Source organism: Saccharopolyspora karakumensis, assembly GCF_004349225.1.
GTDB classification, from domain to species: domain Bacteria; phylum Actinomycetota; class Actinomycetes; order Mycobacteriales; family Pseudonocardiaceae; genus Saccharopolyspora; species Saccharopolyspora endophytica.
This window is the reverse complement of the sequence record NZ_SMLA01000021.1, coordinates 37,717-54,020: the sequence shown is the minus strand read 5'-3', so window position 1 is coordinate 54,020 and position 16,304 is coordinate 37,717. Positions and strand designations below refer to the sequence as shown.

General features: G+C 67.2%; 12 protein-coding genes and 1 pseudogene. 10 read left to right on the top strand and 3 right to left on the bottom strand.

The annotated features are described in order from the left end of the window. Positions 1-12 precede the first annotated feature (12 nt). The 7 genes from E1202_RS15815 to folP all read left to right on the top strand — a co-directional run bounded on the left by E1202_RS15815 (position 13) and on the right by folP (position 8,757). Positions 13-324, top strand: a complete 312-nt coding sequence (locus tag E1202_RS15815; protein ID WP_132683917.1) for a sarcosine oxidase subunit delta — start codon at positions 13-15, stop codon at positions 322-324. Further along, positions 321-3,104, top strand: a complete 2,784-nt coding sequence (locus E1202_RS15810; protein ID WP_132683916.1) for a 2Fe-2S iron-sulfur cluster-binding protein — start codon at positions 321-323, stop codon at positions 3,102-3,104. Before E1202_RS15815 ends, E1202_RS15810 begins: the two co-directional genes overlap by 4 nt. After that, on the top strand, positions 3,094-3,690 hold the full coding sequence (locus E1202_RS15805; protein WP_132683915.1) for a sarcosine oxidase subunit gamma: 597 nt from the start codon (positions 3,094-3,096) through the stop codon (positions 3,688-3,690). Before E1202_RS15810 ends, E1202_RS15805 begins: the two co-directional genes overlap by 11 nt. A gap of 99 nt (positions 3,691-3,789) precedes the next feature. Beyond that, positions 3,790-6,264, top strand: a complete 2,475-nt coding sequence (locus tag E1202_RS15800; RefSeq protein ID WP_132683914.1) for a GcvT family protein — start codon at positions 3,790-3,792, stop codon at positions 6,262-6,264. A 134-nt stretch (positions 6,265-6,398) separates the two neighbouring features. Then, the gene (locus E1202_RS15795; RefSeq protein WP_132683913.1) at positions 6,399-7,019 is read left to right on the top strand and encodes a cyclodeaminase/cyclohydrolase family protein; all 621 of its coding nucleotides are present in this window, start codon (positions 6,399-6,401) and stop codon (positions 7,017-7,019) included. Then, positions 7,016-7,894, top strand: a complete 879-nt coding sequence (locus tag E1202_RS15790) for a bifunctional 5,10-methylenetetrahydrofolate dehydrogenase/5,10-methenyltetrahydrofolate cyclohydrolase (protein WP_132683912.1) — start codon at positions 7,016-7,018, stop codon at positions 7,892-7,894. The genes E1202_RS15795 and E1202_RS15790 overlap by 4 nt, the downstream gene beginning before the upstream one ends. After that, entirely contained in the window at positions 7,891-8,757 is an 867-nt protein-coding gene (folP, locus tag E1202_RS15785) for a dihydropteroate synthase (protein ID WP_132683911.1), read from the top strand. The genes E1202_RS15790 and folP overlap by 4 nt, the downstream gene beginning before the upstream one ends. Positions 8,758-8,775: 18 nt before the next feature. Here the strand turns inward: folP and E1202_RS15780 are convergent, their stop codons facing one another. Continuing rightward, positions 8,776-9,450: a GntR family transcriptional regulator gene (locus E1202_RS15780; RefSeq protein WP_132683910.1), complete on the bottom strand. Its 675-nt coding sequence runs from the start codon at positions 9,448-9,450 to the stop codon at positions 8,776-8,778. Positions 9,451-9,661: 211 nt separating this feature from the next. On the opposite strand from E1202_RS15780, the pseudogene E1202_RS15775 reads away from it, so the two are divergent. Both E1202_RS15775 and E1202_RS15770 read left to right on the top strand, forming a co-directional pair. Beyond that, positions 9,662-9,959 (top strand): annotated as a pseudogene (locus E1202_RS15775) (formyltransferase family protein); the annotation flags it as partial. Between the two features lie 107 nt (positions 9,960-10,066). Beyond that, complete coding sequence (locus E1202_RS15770; RefSeq protein ID WP_132683909.1) at positions 10,067-10,285, top strand: hypothetical protein; 219 nt, start codon at positions 10,067-10,069, stop codon at positions 10,283-10,285. 118 nt (positions 10,286-10,403) lie between these two features. Here E1202_RS15770 and E1202_RS15765 read toward each other — a convergent pair whose 3' ends face one another. Then, positions 10,404-11,792 carry an MFS transporter gene (locus E1202_RS15765; RefSeq protein WP_132683908.1) on the bottom strand — a complete coding sequence of 463 codons (1,389 nt, stop codon included), beginning with the start codon at positions 11,790-11,792 and terminating at the stop codon, positions 10,404-10,406. 631 nt (positions 11,793-12,423) lie between these two features. Continuing rightward, positions 12,424-13,872 (bottom strand): GGDEF domain-containing protein, encoded by a 1,449-nt coding sequence (locus E1202_RS15760; protein ID WP_132683907.1) that lies wholly within the window; start codon positions 13,870-13,872, stop codon positions 12,424-12,426. A 905-nt stretch (positions 13,873-14,777) separates the two neighbouring features. Here E1202_RS15760 and E1202_RS15755 point away from each other — a divergent pair. Next, a complete protein-coding gene (locus E1202_RS15755) occupies positions 14,778-16,100 on the top strand; it encodes an MFS transporter (protein WP_207918662.1) in 1,323 nt (440 codons plus the stop codon). The last annotated feature ends 204 nt before the right edge of the window (positions 16,101-16,304 follow it).

Genomic DNA, 16,304 nt, shown 5'->3' with positions numbered 1-16,304 from the left:
GGACTGCTAGCCATGCAATTGATCCACTGCCCTTGGTGCGGCCCCCGCGAGGAGGTCGAGTTCCACTACGGCGGCCAGGCCGACGTCTCCTACCCGGAGAGCCCTGCTGCGCTGTCCGACCAGGAATGGGCTGAGTTCGTGTTCTACCGCGACAACAACAAGGGGCCGTTCCCCGAGCGGTGGTGCCACAGCACTGGCTGCCGGCGCTGGTTCAACGCCGTCCGGGACACCCGCACCTACGAGTTCCTGGCCATCTACCGAGTTGGTGAACCGGTGCCCGGCGTTCCAGGTGTGGAATCGACGCAGCCGGAGGTGCGGGCATGAGCCGGGTCGACGGGTATGGCCGCATCGACCGCGGTCGCACGCTCACCTTCACCTTCGACGGACGCACCTACACCGGTCACCCGGGCGACACCTTGGCTTCCGCCCTGCTGGCCAACGACGTGCACCACATCGGCAGCAGCGTGAAGCTGGGGCGGCCGCGTGGGATCGGCGCAGCGTGGACCGAGGACGCCACGGGCCTGGTGCAGATCGAGGAGCCGTTTCCCGAACCGATGCTGCAGGCCGCCGCGGTCGAGCTGACCGACGGTCTCGTGGCGCGAGGTGTCAACGGGCAGGGGCGTCTCGCCGAGCATCCCGATCCCGCCCGCTACGACCGCAAGCACACGCACGTCGACACCCTCGTGATCGGCGCAGGCCCGGCTGGGCTGCTTGCCGCGCGCAGCGCCGCCCGCGCCGGGGAGAGCGTCGTCCTCCTCGACGACCGCGCCACCGCAGGTGGCAGCCTGACCGGTACTGAGCGGATCGGTGGACAGCCGGCGCTGGAGTTCGTGGCGGAGGTCGTCGCCGAGCTGGCGGCGAACCCGGAGGTCCTGCACCTGCAGCGCACCACGGCGTTCGGCCAGTACGACGACGGGTTCGTGCTCGCCCTGGAGCGCCGCAGCGGAAGCCCCGGCGCCGCAGCTTCGTCGAGCCGGAGCCGTCAACGCGTGCATCGCATCCGCGCGCTGAAGGTCGTCGTCGCTGCCGGTGCGCACGAGCGTCCGATCGTGTTCGAGAACAACGACCTCCCCGGAATCATGCTCGCGTCGGCAGCGCGTGACTACCTGCACCGCTACGGCGTGCTCGCAGGGCAGCAGGTCGTCGTGTTCACCAGCGATGACGCCGCCTATTCCGCGGCGATCGAACTCTCCCTCGCCGGTGCGGACGTGACGGTCCTCGACGCCAGGGACGAACTGCCGACGGACTGGGCGGAGCGTGCTGGGGCACGAGGTGTCGAGGTTTCCGCGTCCGCAGTGGTCATCGGTGCTGAAGGCGAGGAACACGTCGGCGCGGTGCTCGCGCGCAAGCCTGGTGGGGAGGTACGAATCCCCGCTGACCTGCTGCTCGTCTCGGGTGGTTGGAACCCGGCGGTGCACCTGTTCAGCCACGTCAAGGGCGCGCTGGTCTACGACGCCTCGCTCGGTTCGTTCCGGCCGGCCGGGAGCTTGCCCGGCATCGCGGTCATCGGCGCGGCCAACGGCACGCTCGAGCTGGACGGCGTCGTGCGGGACGGGGCCGGCGCGGAGGCGCCGGAAGTCGATGCGGAGCCGTCGCGCACACCGACGAAGGTGATCTGGCGGACCGGCGGAGACGCGGCCAAGCAGTTCGTCGACATCCAGCGCGACGCCACGGTGAGCGACATCGCCCGCGCCGTCGGCGCCGGTTTGCACTCGGTGGAGCACGTCAAGCGCTACACCACGATCGGCACCGCTCACGACCAGGGCAAGACCTCGGGCGTGATCGCCTCCGGCATCACCGCCGAACTGCTGGGCCGTCCGATCGAGGACCTGGGCACCACGACCTTCCGGCCGCCGTACACACCGGTCGCCTTCGCAGCTTTGGCCGGGCGTGAACGCGGCAACCTGTTCGACCCCGAGCGGATCACCGCGGTGCATCCCTGGCACCTCGACGCCGGCGCGGTGTTCGAAGACGTGGGTCAGTGGAAGCGAGCCCGCTACTACCCGGAGCCGGGCGAGGACATGGACACCGCCGTGCTGCGGGAGTGCGCGGCAACACGGTCGGGCGTCGGCATCCTCGACGGCTCCACGCTGGGCAAGATCGACGTCCAAGGACCGGATTCCGGTGCTTTCCTAGACCGGGTCTACACGAACATGATGAGCACCCTCAAGGTCGGCCGGGTGCGTTACGGCGTCATGTGCGGCAACGACGGCATGGTCATCGACGACGGCACGGTCCTGCGCATCGAGGAGAACCGCTTCCTGGTCACCACGACGACCGGCGGCGCGGCGATGGTGCTGGACTGGATGGAGGAGTGGCTCCAGACGGAATGGCCTGAGCTGCAGGTGCACCTCGCGTCGGTCACCGAGCAGTGGGCGGTCTTCCCGGTCGTCGGGCCGCGTTCGCGCGAGGTGATCGGCGAGGTGTTCCGCGATCTGGACGTGTCGAACGAGGCGTTCCCGTTCATGTCGTGGAAGGACGCGCATCTCGACGGCGTTCCCGTCCGAGTCGCCCGGATCTCGTTCTCCGGCGAGCTGGCCTATGAGGTCAACGTCAATTCCTGGTACGGACTCTCGCTGTGGAAGCGGTTGCTGGGGGCAGGCAAGCGCTACGGCATCACGCCTTACGGCACCGAGACGATGCACGTGCTGCGCGCCGAGAAGGGCTACCCGATCATCGGGCAGGACACCGACGGCACGGTCGCCCCGCACGACCTGGGCATGAACTGGGTGGTGTCGAAGAAGAAGGACGACTTCATCGGCAAGCGCTCGTTCTCCCGGGCCGAGAACACCAATCCGCTGCGAAAGCAACTCGTCTCCCTGCTCCCGACGGATCGGCGCACCAAGTTGCGCGAAGGCTCGCAGATCGTGGAATTCCGAGCAGACGGAACTCTTCCCGAGCCACCGGTCCCGATGCTCGGACACGTCACGTCCAGCTACCACAGCGCCGAGCTCGGCCGGCCGTTCGCGCTGGCGCTGGTCAAGAACGGCCGTGGCCGCGTCGGCGATCTGGTGCACGTCCCGGTGGACGGCGCGCTGGTCGAGGCGGAAATCGGCGAAACCGTGCTTGTGGACCCGGAAGGAGCACGCCGAGATGGCTCATAGGCTTCGCGCTACGCACCCCCTGGAAGACTGGAAGCACGCCCTGGCCGCGCTGACCTGGTCGATCGACGGTCTGGTGGTCAAACCCGAGGAACTCGTGTCCGCGGTGGACCTGCGCATCGATCCCGCTGGTCCAGGTTCCGCGGTGGTGGAGCACGCGTTGGGCTCGGCGCTCCCTGCCAAACCCAACACCTGGAACTCCACCCGTGAGGGCCAGATCGTCTGGCTGGGGCCGGACGAATGGCTCGTGACGAGCAAGGTCTTCCAACCGCACGAACTGGAGGGCTCGCTCGCCAGGCTCGCGGCCGCGCACGGTGGCGCGGCCGTGGACGTGTCCGCGCAGCGCACCGCGATCCGGGTGAGCGGCGGACAGGCGCGCGAACTGCTCTCGTTCGGGTGCTCGCTCGACCTGCGACCCGCGGCGTTCCCGAAGGGGTCGAGCGCGCAGACCAGCATCGGGCAGGCCGGGGTGCTGATCCTCGCCCTGGGCGTCGGTGACGACTTCCGGCTCTTCGTCCGGCCGTCGTTCGCGGGTTACCTCGCGGACTGGCTCCTCGACGCGGCCGAGGAATTGCGCACCACCAAGTAGCACGAGGCCGGCCGTGACCGTGGGCGCGGCCGACCTCCCAGCCCGAAGCATCCTCCGCGCGGTCGCCCAAGACCGTCCAGTAAGGAGAGAAGCCCCGCCATGAGCACCACCCCTCGTGTCGTCATCATCGGCGCCGGGATCGTCGGCGCCAATCTGGCTGATGAGCTCAGCGAGCGCGGCTGGAACGAGGTCACCGTCCTCGACCAGGGACCGCTGCCCCTCACCGGTGGCTCGACATCGCACGCACCCGGCGTCGTCTTCCAGACCAGCCCCTCCAAGACCATGACCGAGTTCGCGACTTACACGATCGAGAAGTTCAGCAGCATCGACGTGGACGGCGACCGGTGCTTCAACCAGGTCGGCGGACTCGAAATCGCGACCACCCCCGAACGGCTCGCCGACCTGCACCGGAAGCACGGTTGGGCGACTTCCTGGGGCGTCCCCAGCGAGGTCGTCGGGCCGGAGCGGTGCGCGCAGTTGCACCCGCTGCTCGATCGCGAGCGCGTGCTCGGCGGTCTCCACACACCCACGGACGGACTGGCCAGGTCGCCCCGAGCCGTCGCTGCCCTCATCCGCCGCGCGAAGGCACGCGGAGCGGTCTTCCGCGGTTCGACCCGCGTGACCGAGGTCTTGCAGCGCAGCGGCCGCGTCGCCGGAGTGCGCACGGACGCCGGCGAGGAGATCGCCGCGGACGTCGTGGTTTCCTGCGCCGGTTTCTGGGGCAAGGCCGTCGGCGAGCTGGTCGGCATGAAGGTGCCGCTGCTCCCGCTGGCTCACCAGTTCGCGCGCACCGGGCGGATCGCAGAGCTGGTCGGGCGCAACGACGAGCAGACCGAGGCGAGTCTGCCGGCGCTGCGCCACCAGGACCGCGATCTCTACTTCCGGGAGTACGGCGACTGCCTCGGCATCGGCAGCTACGCCCACCGGCCGATGCCAGCGCAGCTGTCGGAGCTGCCCGAGGTCGACGGCGACGACCTCAGCGAAGCGGCCATGCCCTCGATGCTGCCGTTCACCGAGGAGGACTTCGCCGCCGCGTGGGAGCACAGCAAGGAGCTGCTCCCGTCGTTGCGGAGCGCGAAGATCGACTCCGGGTTCAACGGCGTCTTCTCCTTCACTCCCGACGGTGGACCGCTGGTCGGCGAGTCGCCGGACGTCGCCGGGTTCTGGGTCGCCGAAGCCGTGTGGGTGACCCACTCCGCCGGTGTCGCCCGCGCCGTCGCCCAGCTGCTGGTGCACGGCCGCAGCGAGACCGAGCTCCACGGGTGCGACGTCAACCGGTTCGACGAGATCCAAACGACCGATGCCTACGTCGACGAGACCTCGCAGCAGAACTTCGTGGAGATCTACGACGTCCGGCACCCGCTGCAGCCGCGGTTCTCACCACGGGAGCTGCGGGTGAGTCCGTTCCACGCGCGGCAGAAGGAACTGGGAGCGTTCTTCCTGGAGTCGCACGCCTGGGAACGGCCGCACTGGTACGAGGCCAACGCGCGCTTGGTGAAGGAGCTGCCGACCGAGTGGCAGCCGCCTTCGCGCGATGCGTGGTCGGCGATGTTCCACTCGCCGATCGCGGCGGCCGAGGCGTGGAAGACCCGCACGGCGGTCGCCATGTACGACATGACCTCGCTCAAGCGCATCGAGGTCAGCGGGCCCGGGTCGGTGGCGTTCCTGCAGCGGCTGACCACCGGCAAGATGGACAAGTCGGTCGGCTCGGTGACCTATGCCTTGATGCTCGACGAGGCCGGCGGTGTTCGCTCCGACGTCACCGTGGCCAGGCTCGACGAGCAGTTGTTCCAGGTCGGGGCCAACAGCAACCTCGACATGGACTACTTCCTGCGCGAGGCGCCGGACGACGGCAGCGTCCAGATCCGCGACATCACCGGTGGTACCTGCTGCATCGGCGTGTGGGGGCCGCTCGCTCGGGACCTGGTGCAGCCCTTGAGCGGTGACGACTTCGCCCACGAGGCGCTGAAGTACTTCCGTCTCAAGCACGCGCACATCGCCGGAATTCCGGTCACGGCGATGCGGCTGTCCTACGTGGGTGAGCTCGGTTGGGAGATCTACAGCAGCGCCGAGTACGGGCAGCGGCTCTGGGACGCGCTGTGGGAAGCCGGACAGCCGCTGGGCGTCATCGCCGCAGGGCGTGCCGCCTTCAACAGCCTCCGCCTGGAGAAGGGCTACCGGTCGTGGGGCGCTGACATGACGACCGAGCACGATCCGTACGAAGCCGGGCTCGGGTTCGCCTTGAACAAGAAGAAGACCGACTACGTGGGTTACGACGCGGTCGCCGACCGCGGCGTTGACACCGTGCACCGCCGCCTCTGCTGCCTGACGATCGACGATCGCCGCAGCGTGGTGCTGGGCAGCGAACCGGTCTTCGTCGACGGCGAGCCTGCCGGGTACGTGACGTCGGCGGCCTTCGGCCACACGATCGGCAAGCCGATCGCGTACGCGTGGCTGCCCGCATCGGCGACTCCCGGTACTTCGGTGGAGATCCAGTACTTCGACCGGAAGGTGCGCGCCACCGTCGCCGTCGAACCGCTGGTGGACCCGGAGATGACCCGAATTCGCCGTTGATCCCCAGAACCGGGGTGCGCGGTCTGAAAAGGGTCGGTGGCCGCGCACCCCACCCCATCCCGTCGGTCCCGGGAACCGGACCGCCGTACGAGTCCTCATCAGATTCCAGCCCGCAGAGAAGAAGGACCGATTCCATGCGCATGGAAACCCTCGAACGTTTTCTGGGCTCGCTCTCAGCCCGGGTAGCAGCCCCGGGAGGTGGGGCGAGCGCCGGGTTGCACGCTGCTCAGGCCGCTGCACTGGTCGGGATGGTCGCCCGCTACAGCGACGGCGAGAAGTACTCCGAACACGCCGCGACGATCACAGCGGTGCTCAACGACACCGATCAGCTCCGCGAGCTCGCACTGACGTTGGCCGAAGACGATGCTTCCGCCTTCGGTGCGGTCGGGGCGGCCTACGCGCTCCCGCGCTCCACCGACGAGCAGAAGGAGGACCGGTCGCGCGCGATCGCGGCTGCCCTGGTCGAGGCCGGCCGGGTGTCCGCACGGGTGGTCGCCGTTGCCGAGCAGGTCGTCGGCTTGGCCGAACAGCTGCTTCCGATCGGAAATCGCAACGTCATCAGCGACATCGCCGCTGCTGCGGAAGCCGCCCGCGCCGCAGTGAACACCGCGCGCGTGAACGTGGAGGTCAACCTCAACGTGATCAGCGGCGCCGAGGAGCGGACCGAGCTGATCACCTCCATCGCCGAAGTCGACGACATCACCGCGCGCGCCGACAAGGTCACCGCCGCAGTGCGGGAGGTGATCGGACGATGACAGGACAACTCGTCTCCGATGAGCCGACCACGGCAGTGCTCAGCGGGGCGGCCCTCGCCAAGGAGATCCGCGCCGATGTGAGGGCGGCAGCGGAAGCACTCGCCGATGCCGGCACACCACCGCGCTTGGCGGTCGTCGTGGCCACGGACGACGAATCCACCGCCTGGTACGTCCGCTCGATCGCGAAAGCCGCGTCCAAGACGGGAATCCGGTGCGACGTAGTCGATCTCGGACCGAACGCGACGCCCGACGAGATCCGCTCCCGGCTCACCGAGCTGAGCTCGGACACGTCGGTGCACGGAATCATGCTGCAGACCCCGCTGCCCGCCGGAACGTCCGTCGAAGACCTGGCGGCTTCGATCGCCCCGGAGAAGGACGTGGACGGCGCCAATCCCGTGTCGCTGGGGCGACTCAGCGCCGGTCTGCCCGCGTTCGTGCCGGCCACCGCCGCAGCGGTGCTGGAATTGCTGGATCACTACGACGTTCCGCTGGCCGGACGTCGGGCCGTCGTCGTCGGACGCTCCAACGTGGTCGGCAAGCCGGCAGCCCAGCTGCTGCTGCAGCGCGACGCGACCGTGACCGTGACCCATCGCCACACCCGTGATCTCGCCGCGCACACCCGCCCGGCGGAGATCCTCGTGGTGGCCGTCGGCCGGCCCGGATTGATCCGTGCTGAGCACGTCAACCCCGGGAGCGTCGTGATCGATGTGGGAACCAACCCGACAGCTGACGGGGGTTTGGTCGGCGACGTCGATGAGGCGGAAGTGGCCGGTTCCGCGGCCGGGTTGACCCCGGTCCCCGGCGGAGTCGGGCCGGTGACGACAGCGCTGCTGCTTCGGCACGCGGTCGAGTCGGCTTCCCGGAGCCAGGTATGACGGGCCCGCTGCCCACTGCGGCGCCGAGGGCGCCCGCACCTGCTGTCGGCACGCTGCTGCGACTGCTCCGGGGTCCGCGCAAGCTGGTGTGCGGAATCCTCAACGTCACACCGGATTCGTTCTCCGACGGCGGCACCTACTGGCACAGCGGCGCTGCCGTGTGGCGTGGACTCCGCTTGATCGAAGAGGGTGCTGACATCCTCGACATCGGCGGTGAATCCACTCGGCCGGGTGCCTGCCCGCCCAGTGTCGCTGAGGAGCTCGACCGCGTGGTGGGGGTCGTCGAGCAGCTGGCACGGCAGACGGACGTTCCGCTGTCGATCGACACCTCACGACCGGAGGTGATGCGGGAAGCCGTGGCCGCGGGCGCGACGTTGATCAACGACGTGCGTGCGCTCCGCCATCCCGGTGCGCTCGAGATGGCGTCGGATCTGGACGTGCCCGTGTGCCTGTCGCACATGCTCGGGCCACCGAGCCTCATGCAGCACCACCCGAGCTACGACGACGTGCTCGTCGAAGTGGCCGCGTTCCTCCGGGAACGGATCGAAGTGTGCGTGAGCGCGGGGATCCCGCGCGAGCACATCGTGATCGACCCGGGGTTCGGGTTCGGCAAGACCCTTGAGCACAACATGACATTGCTGCGGTCGCTGAGCTGGTTCACCGAGCTCGACGCACCCGTGATGGCAGGTTTGTCCCGCAAGGCGATGCTCGGCCAGATCACCGGGCGGCCGGTCGGGGACCGGGAGGCGGCTTCGGTCGCCGCCGCCGTGCTGGCAGCGCAGCGTGGGGCGAAGGTGCTCAGGGTGCACGACGTGGCGGCCACGGTCGACGTGCTCAAGGTGCTCGACGCCGTCGAGGGATGAGTTGGCGGCGCCGGGCGGTCACATGATCGCCCGGATCGCCTTCTCGAATCCGGCGACGTGGTCTTCGGCGATCTTCTCGGCTTGCCGGCTATCGCCGTCTGCGACTGCTCGCAACAGGCCGACGTGCTCGTCGACGTGCCGGTCGAAATGGGTGATCCGATCCAAGAACACGCAGAAGATCCGCGTGGCGAGGTTGTTGTAGCGCACCAGGGTGTCTTCCAGGTGGGGATTGCCGGCGGCGCGGTAGATCGAGCGGTGCACTCGCAGATCCCACTGCATCAGCTCGTGGCGCGATGTGAGCATGACGTCGTCGTCGTCAATGGCGTCGGCCAGCTCGGTCAGCTTGGCGCGCATGGCCTCGGGCGCGTTCTCTGATGCGCGGCGGGAGGCCAACGGCTCGAGGTGCACGCGGAGGTCGGAGATGTAGGCGAGGTCGGTGATGTCGACGCCGGAGGCGAAGGTGCCGCGGCGCGGGTAGGAGACCACCAGCCGGTCCACCTCGAGACGCTTGAGCGCCTCGCGGACGGGTGTGCGGCCGATGCCGAGTGCGTCGCTCAGGGCCAGGTCGTCGATGGGGGACATCGGCGGGATGTCGAGCATGATCAGCTGGTCCTGGATGGCGGCGTACGCGCGTTCGGCCATCGAGGCGGGGGCTGGTTCGAGCTCGTGCGGGGCAGTGGTCACGAAAGTCATCGTAGGGTCGGGAAACTGATGGTCCATACATCATCCCCTTGATGTATCTTTAGTGGGAAACTGATATATTAACCCCTCGGCTGTGTTACCGCGAACGAGGAGCCGCCGAGGGGCGCCTCCGTGTTCGACCTGGTCGCGGCCGCCAAGGCCGGAGATTCTCTGGCGCGCACTTGCCGGACAGGCGCTGCGCGAGACGGGCGCGGACACGAGCAAGGCGCTGCACGGCCGAGCCATCAACATCCACCACTCCTTCCTGCCGGGGTTCAAGGGCGCCAAGCCCTACCACCAGGCCTACGACCGCGGTGTGAAGCTGGTCGGTGCCACGCGCACTACGTCACCTCAGACCTGGACGAGGGGCCGAGGTCATCCGCATCGACCACACCCACGTCCCCCGTGCGCTGCAAACCGCGGGACGTGACGCGGAGGCGCTCGCGCTGTCCCGCGCGGTGCGCTGGCACTGCGAGCGCCACGTGTTGCTCAACGGCCACAGCACTGTCGTCTTCCCATGACCGCCGTGCCGTTCCGGGAAACCGCGGCGCATGACTGCCGGAGCGGCTGGGACGGCGCACGGAGGCGCTGCTCGTCTCGACGATCTCCGCGCCGGAACCGCACTCCGGTGCCGCCGGAGCATCGGGACCTGGTGGACCGGGTTCGTGGGAGGATCGCGGCGGCGGAGACGTACCAGACGAACCTCACCGCGCGGATGCGCGGGATTTTCGCCGGTGGGCTGCACCGGGACCTGGCGACTGCCCGATGCGGAGCGCACAACGCCTACCTCGACCTCGGGCGGTTCGCGATCGCCAGTGCGATCCCGGAGTTGTTCTTCGAGGCATGAGCGCCAGCCCGGCACCGCCGCACCCCGGGCATCGACGTGTGCTGCAGCGCAGCAACCGACGAGGTGCCTTGTGCGGAACAAGGCACCTCGTCTCGGGCGGCGAAGGGGACGGGATCCGCTAGTACCTCCCAGACTTCTCAGCCGGCTCTTCGACCGCGGCGGGTGATCCGGGAAGTGGTTGGTTGGCGGACTCCTTGGTGAACCACATCGAGATCGCGCCGATGACACCGGCCCCCATCAGGTACCAGGCGGGCCACATGACGTCGCCGGTGGTGGCGATCAGCGCGGTCATGACCGAGGCGACGGTGCCGCCGAACAGGGACACGGACGTGTTGAAGGAGATGGACAGCGCTCCCTGGCGGACATCGGTCGGGAACAGGGCCGGCAGGATCGAAGGCATGGTCGCGCTGAACACCACGAGCATGAGACCCATGATCAGCAGGCCGGTGAAGACGGTGCCGGTGGTGTTCTGCTGGATGAGCAGCACGGACGGTACCGAGAGCACCGCCAGGGCGATGCATCCGCTGAGGACCACGGGCTTGCGGCCGATGCGGTCCGAGAATCGCCCGATGAACGTGATGACGATCAGCATGATGCCCATGACGGCGATCTGCAGCAGGTAGGACTCGGTCTCGCCGATGCTCGGTGGCAAGACGTCGGAGAGGTAGGTGGGCATGTAGGAGGTCAGCATGTAGTTGGTGACGTTGAAGACCAGCACCAGCCCACCGCACTGCAGCATGGCCGGCCAGTGCTGCGCGAAGATCGTCCGGATCGCCTTCTTGGCGTGCTGCTCCTTCTGGTCGGCTTCTTCGACGAGTTTCGCGAATGCGGGGGTCTCCTCCAACTTCATGCGCAGGTACAGGCCCACGATTCCCAGCGGTCCGGAGATCAGGAACGGGATTCGCCAGCCCCACGACAGCAGATCTGCTTCGGAGAGCGCCGCGCTGAGGGTCATGACGACGACCGCGCCCAGGATGTAGCCGACCAGAGTTCCGAACTCGAGCCAACTGCCCAGGAAACCACGGCGTCTGTCGGGCGCGTATTCGGCGATGAACGTCATGGCTCCGCCGTACTCACCACCGGTGGAGAAGCCCTGCACCAGCCGGGCGATCAGCAACAGCATCGGCGCGGCGATGCCGATCGTGCTGTAGCTGGGGATGATCCCGATGCAGAAGGTGCCGACCGCCATCAGGATCATCGTCGTGGAGAGCACGCGGGTTCGACCGATCCGATCGCCCAGCAGTCCGAAGAACACCCCGCCCAGCGGCCGTACGAGGAAGGCCGCCGCGAAGGTGCCGAATGTCGCCAGCAGCTGCGCGGTCGGGCTGGAGTCGGGGTAGAAGACCTTGCCGATGGTGACCGCCATGTAGGCGAAGACTCCGAAGTCGAACCACTCGGTGACGTTACCGACCGCTGCCGCGGTGACCGCGCGCTTGACCAGTGATGGAGCGACAATTGTGGACGAGGAATGCGTTGTGCGATTTTCCGTGGGAACTTCCGCTGACATGGTGTTCGGCACCTGGCGCGGTGCCGCCTCCTTTCAACGACGGGTTCCTGAAAGGCCATTGGGGCCGGTCAGGCGAAACCGGCGTTGGAAACGCTGAGAAAGGCCGCTCGAAGGGCTGATCTCGCGTTGTGCGCCCTCAGCTCGTATCCGGCCGGGACGCATCCGCCTCGTCAGCACTGGCTGTGCTGCCGCGGCTCACGCCGAACTTTCGTTGTTGCGCAATGGGGAACATGGCTCGCTGAATGCAACAGCCTTGCCTCGCTCGATGGCCTTGTCAAGGGCGGTAGCGGCCCGACGCGCAGTTTGATCACCGGGCGGCAATGCGCTGACCTGCGCAAAGAGAGATCAATTGGGACCTTAGATTGATATATCAATCGTCGATCAGCCCTGCCTCAGGCTTGACGTCGGCTCTGCGAATCCGGACGATGCGTGGCGACGAAGGCGGCTCGCGGGATTCGGCAAAGGGGTGAGCGCGGTGCTCCTGAAAGGTGGTCGCCCGAAGCTTCCTTCCGCTCGGCAGCAGGCGCTCGCCCGTTGTGCGCTCGAGGGGCGCCGGCGATTGCGTCGGTGCCGCCGCACTCGCGCCGACCTCGGTCGCATCGCTAGGTGCGGGAAGGCGGTCTCACCGTGTTCAAGGATTGATTCTCATTCCATTGCGCCCAGCGGCCTTCGCCCGGTACATGGCCTCATCGGCGCGAGCGAGAGCTTCGTCCGGATTGCCGTCGTTGTTCAATCCCACGTACCCCAGGCTCGCACTGACCGCGCAGGAGGAGTCGTTCAGGCGGACAGGTGCGTCGAATGCTTCCTGAATTCGCTCGCTGAAATGCTGAGGGTTTTCAGGGGCGGGGTCGAGAAGGATCACGAATTCATCGCCGCCCATGCGTGCAAGCGTGTCCGTCCGCCGAATGCGGGCGCGAACGCGAGCTGCGACCGTGCGCAACACGGTATCCCCCGCCTCGTGCCCCAGGGCATCGTTGACTTCTTTGAAGTGATCCAAGTCGGCGTACAGAAGGCCCAAGCGCCGAGGCTGCTGATCTTCGGACATAGCCTTGTCGAGGCGGAGCAGTAGAACATTCCGCGTTGACGCCCCGGTGAGAGGATCGTGGTTGGCCTGGTAGGTGAGTTGCCGCCGGGCGGCGTAGAGCTGATGAAGTGTGATGAGCTGTCGCACGACGACCAGCGCTACAACGCCGATGAGCGCGTACACCTCGCCGACATGGGGATCGCCGGTGGAGATTGTCGTGAAAAGCGTCCATCCGCACACGACGGCGAACGGTACGTACGGAACGAACAGCAAGGTTGTCCGCGGAACTGGGCGCGAACGTTGCCGATTGCGGGACGGCGCAGCCAGCAGGAGCAGTACCGGGCCCACCATATAGCCGACATCCGCTACGAGTGGAGGTGTCGAATAATTGGCGATGGTGTAGAGGTACACCGAATCCGACACGTCAACAGCGCCAAGGCCCGCCACCAGCCACACCAGGGGATAGCGCAAGGTTCCGTACAACGCGATCCCGAACAGGACTACGATGGTGATCAGGACCAAGTCGGCCAGGGTGTAGGAAGCCACCACGAGAAGCCTGCCCGCACGCACGGCATCGGCGTGCTGAAACACGCTGAAAGCGATTTTCCAGCTCAGTGCCATCACGCTTCCCGCAATGATCAGTCCGTCGAGCACGACGACTACGTGGGACGGGATTACTTCGTGTTCTTCAACCGCCCCCCGGTCGTTCTTCGTCAGGGCGAACAGAGCGAAAAAAGAAAACAGGGGAAGTCCGAGATAAAGTGCGTTCGCAGCGTTCGGGAAGGTCATCGGATCGATGCTGCGGTACCAAGTCCACAGCGCATGCGCTGCGGCAAAGCAGGCGAGTGCCAAGACCATCAACCATCGCCAGCGTCGTTCGTGACCTGTCCGGCGCCACCCGGTCCATGCGAACGTCGTGGCTGCGGCAACGGCGGCCGACACGCCGGTCAAGTCCGCAACGAGTTGGCTGACCGCAGTCCCCAGCACGCCCGAGAGCACCAGTGCAACGGCAGCAGCGATGACGACTGCGACCGCGGCAAGGTTGACGACGGTCATGCTGACCGCCGTCCGATGCCTGGGGTGTCGCTCGTGCATGCTCGCACCCGACCTGGTGTTCCGGAGGTGACGTCAACGTGCCGGAACAGGCGATTGGGCAAGCCAATCGGCCCCCACTCTTAGAATAGCGCCGTACCTCTGATCGGTCGCGTGTGTCGACCACTTCGACATCGGGCGTCAAGTCCGGAACGTGCCTCTAGGCACCGGCGGCGTGAGCTGGGATCGGTGCCCAAGGACCACAGCTTCCCAAGGTGATGGACGACGCTGGCCACCCTCCGGCACCTCACCGCCCACCTCGCGAAACCTGCCCCAGTCTCACCTGGACAACTGTGGAATTGCTGTTCGAAGATCGGATTACCGATGCCGGGTCTACTGCGCACACCGTTGCGTGCGTTTCGCAATTCCCCTCAGGCCGTTGTTCCCGACGTAAGCTCAAGCGTTGAATCATGAGACTCCAGGGGCGTGACCCGATCGGTGGATGCGCGATGCTGACCGGCCTCGTGCACTGCCGTCCTAACCGACGCTCAGCGGGCTCGTCCGGCTCCGCTCCAGCCATCACCAGGGACCCCGAGACCTCGTGGAGTGCGGTGGTCAACGGGCAGTCAGTGCTGGTCGACCTCAGCAACGACCAGGCCGTGGACGAAGTCCGGCAGCGCGGCGGCCGGCCTGAGGATCGAGGGCCGCCGGGCGCGCGAGATTAACGTTGCTTAAGGCGAGAGGCCGTACTTAGCGTGCGTCACACATCGCCGCTCGAAGTGCCGGGCGGCCGACTCCGATCCGGTTGACGTTCGTCCGATGCCGAAGCTCGCCGGGACTCGAAGCGGGCACTGCGGCACACGACCTACACGCCCACGCAACGAGGGAAAGGGACAACGATGTCCTCCACTCCTGAGAGCTCGTCCGCAGTGTCCACTGCCGAGGATCCGCGCCTGACGCGGTTGATCACCCGCAAGCTGATGCCGCTGCTGATGATCGCCTACGTCATCTCGTTCATCGACCGCACGAACATCGGACTCGCGAAGACGCACCTCGAGGCCGATCTGGGCATCTCGGCCGCGGCCTTCGGACTGGGAGCGGGCCTGTTCTTCCTCGCGTACTCCTTGTGCGAGGTTCCCAGCAACCTCATGATGCACCGCTTCGGGGCGCGTTTCTGGATCACCCGGATCATGGTGACCTGGGGGCTGCTGTCGGCAGGCATGGCTTTCGTGCAGGGGGAGACCTCGTTCTACGTGATGCGGGTGCTGCTGGGCATCGCCGAGGCCGGCTTCTTCCCGGGGGTCATGCTCTACCTGACCTACTGGTTCACCCGCCGACAGCGCGCTGCGGCGATGGGCATGTTCCTCGCCGCGGTTCCGGCCTCCAACATCATCGGCGCACCGCTGGGCGGAGCGATCCTCGGGCTCGACGGTGCCGCCGGTCTGCACGGCTGGCAGTGGATGTTCATCGTCGAAGGTCTGCCCGCGGTGTTCCTCGCGGTGGTCGTGTGGAAGCTGCTGCCCGACGGTCCGCGAGACGCGAAGTGGCTCAGCGAGGAGCAGGCCGATCGGCTCGAGGCGCAGCTCAAGGCCGAGCAGGAGGCCGGGGCGGCGGAATCCGGCACGCACTCCTTCGCCGGTGTGCTCCGTGACAAGTTCATCGTGCTGGCCATCGCGATCTACTTCTGCCACCAGATCGCGGTCTACAGCCTCACCTACTTCCTGCCCACGATCATCGAATCGTGGGGTGAGATGAGCAGCCTCACCGTCGGCTTGATCACCGCTCTGCCGTGGATGGCCTCGGCGGCCGGTGCTCTCCTGCTGCCGCGCTACGCGACCAACGCCGCGCGCTCCCGCAGCATCCTGGTGGGCGGCCTCGCGGCGATGACGGTCGGCTTGCTGATCGCCGCAGTCGCTCCGGCCATCGTCGCGCTGCTGGGCTTCTGCCTCACCGCCGCGTGCTTCTTCGTCGTGCAGCCGATCATGTTCGCGGTGCCCTCCACCCGCTTGTCCGGTGCGACGCTGGCCGGTGGGATCGCACTGATGAACACCCTCGGCATCCTCGGCGGGTTCGTCGGCCCCTACGTGATGGGCCTGCTGGAGGAAGCGACCGGCAGCGCGGTGTCGGGGCTGTGGTTCGTCGCCGCACTCGTGGCGATCGGTGCCGTGCTCGGGCTCGGATTCCCCAAGCGCGACCCGCTCGTTCAGGACCGCGCGGCCAAGGCGGATCAGCACACCGCGTACCGGGAATGAACCATGCCCAACGTCATACCCGCAAGGCCTCGGTTTCCTGCCGCGGTACTGAAAGCGCTTGTCTCCGACCGGCGTTCCGGCACACAGGACCGATGAGCGAGCGCGACCGTTCCAGGTCGCTCAACGCTGCTGTACCCGTTTCGCGGTTCCAGCCCTGACCGCACTGTTCGCCTTACCGCGCCAGCTCAACCCGACTTGAGAGGT

What these genes read in the sequence shown, in the direction of transcription:
- E1202_RS15815 (WP_132683917.1), top strand. Translation starts at nt 13, where the DNA reads ATGCAATTGATCCACTGCCCTTGGTGCGGCCCCCGCGAGGAGGTCGAG.
- E1202_RS15810 (WP_132683916.1), top strand. Translation starts at nt 321, where the DNA reads ATGAGCCGGGTCGACGGGTATGGCCGCATCGACCGCGGTCGCACGCTC.
- E1202_RS15805 (WP_132683915.1), top strand. Translation starts at nt 3,094, where the DNA reads ATGGCTCATAGGCTTCGCGCTACGCACCCCCTGGAAGACTGGAAGCAC.
- E1202_RS15800 (WP_132683914.1), top strand. Translation starts at nt 3,790, where the DNA reads ATGAGCACCACCCCTCGTGTCGTCATCATCGGCGCCGGGATCGTCGGC.
- E1202_RS15795 (WP_132683913.1), top strand. Translation starts at nt 6,399, where the DNA reads ATGCGCATGGAAACCCTCGAACGTTTTCTGGGCTCGCTCTCAGCCCGG.
- E1202_RS15790 (WP_132683912.1), top strand. Translation starts at nt 7,016, where the DNA reads ATGACAGGACAACTCGTCTCCGATGAGCCGACCACGGCAGTGCTCAGC.
- folP (WP_132683911.1), top strand. Translation starts at nt 7,891, where the DNA reads ATGACGGGCCCGCTGCCCACTGCGGCGCCGAGGGCGCCCGCACCTGCT.
- E1202_RS15780 (WP_132683910.1), bottom strand. Translation starts at nt 9,450, where the DNA reads ATGACTTTCGTGACCACTGCCCCGCACGAGCTCGAACCAGCCCCCGCC.
- E1202_RS15765 (WP_132683908.1), bottom strand. Translation starts at nt 11,792, where the DNA reads ATGTCAGCGGAAGTTCCCACGGAAAATCGCACAACGCATTCCTCGTCC.
- E1202_RS15760 (WP_132683907.1), bottom strand. Translation starts at nt 13,872, where the DNA reads ATGACCGTCGTCAACCTTGCCGCGGTCGCAGTCGTCATCGCTGCTGCC.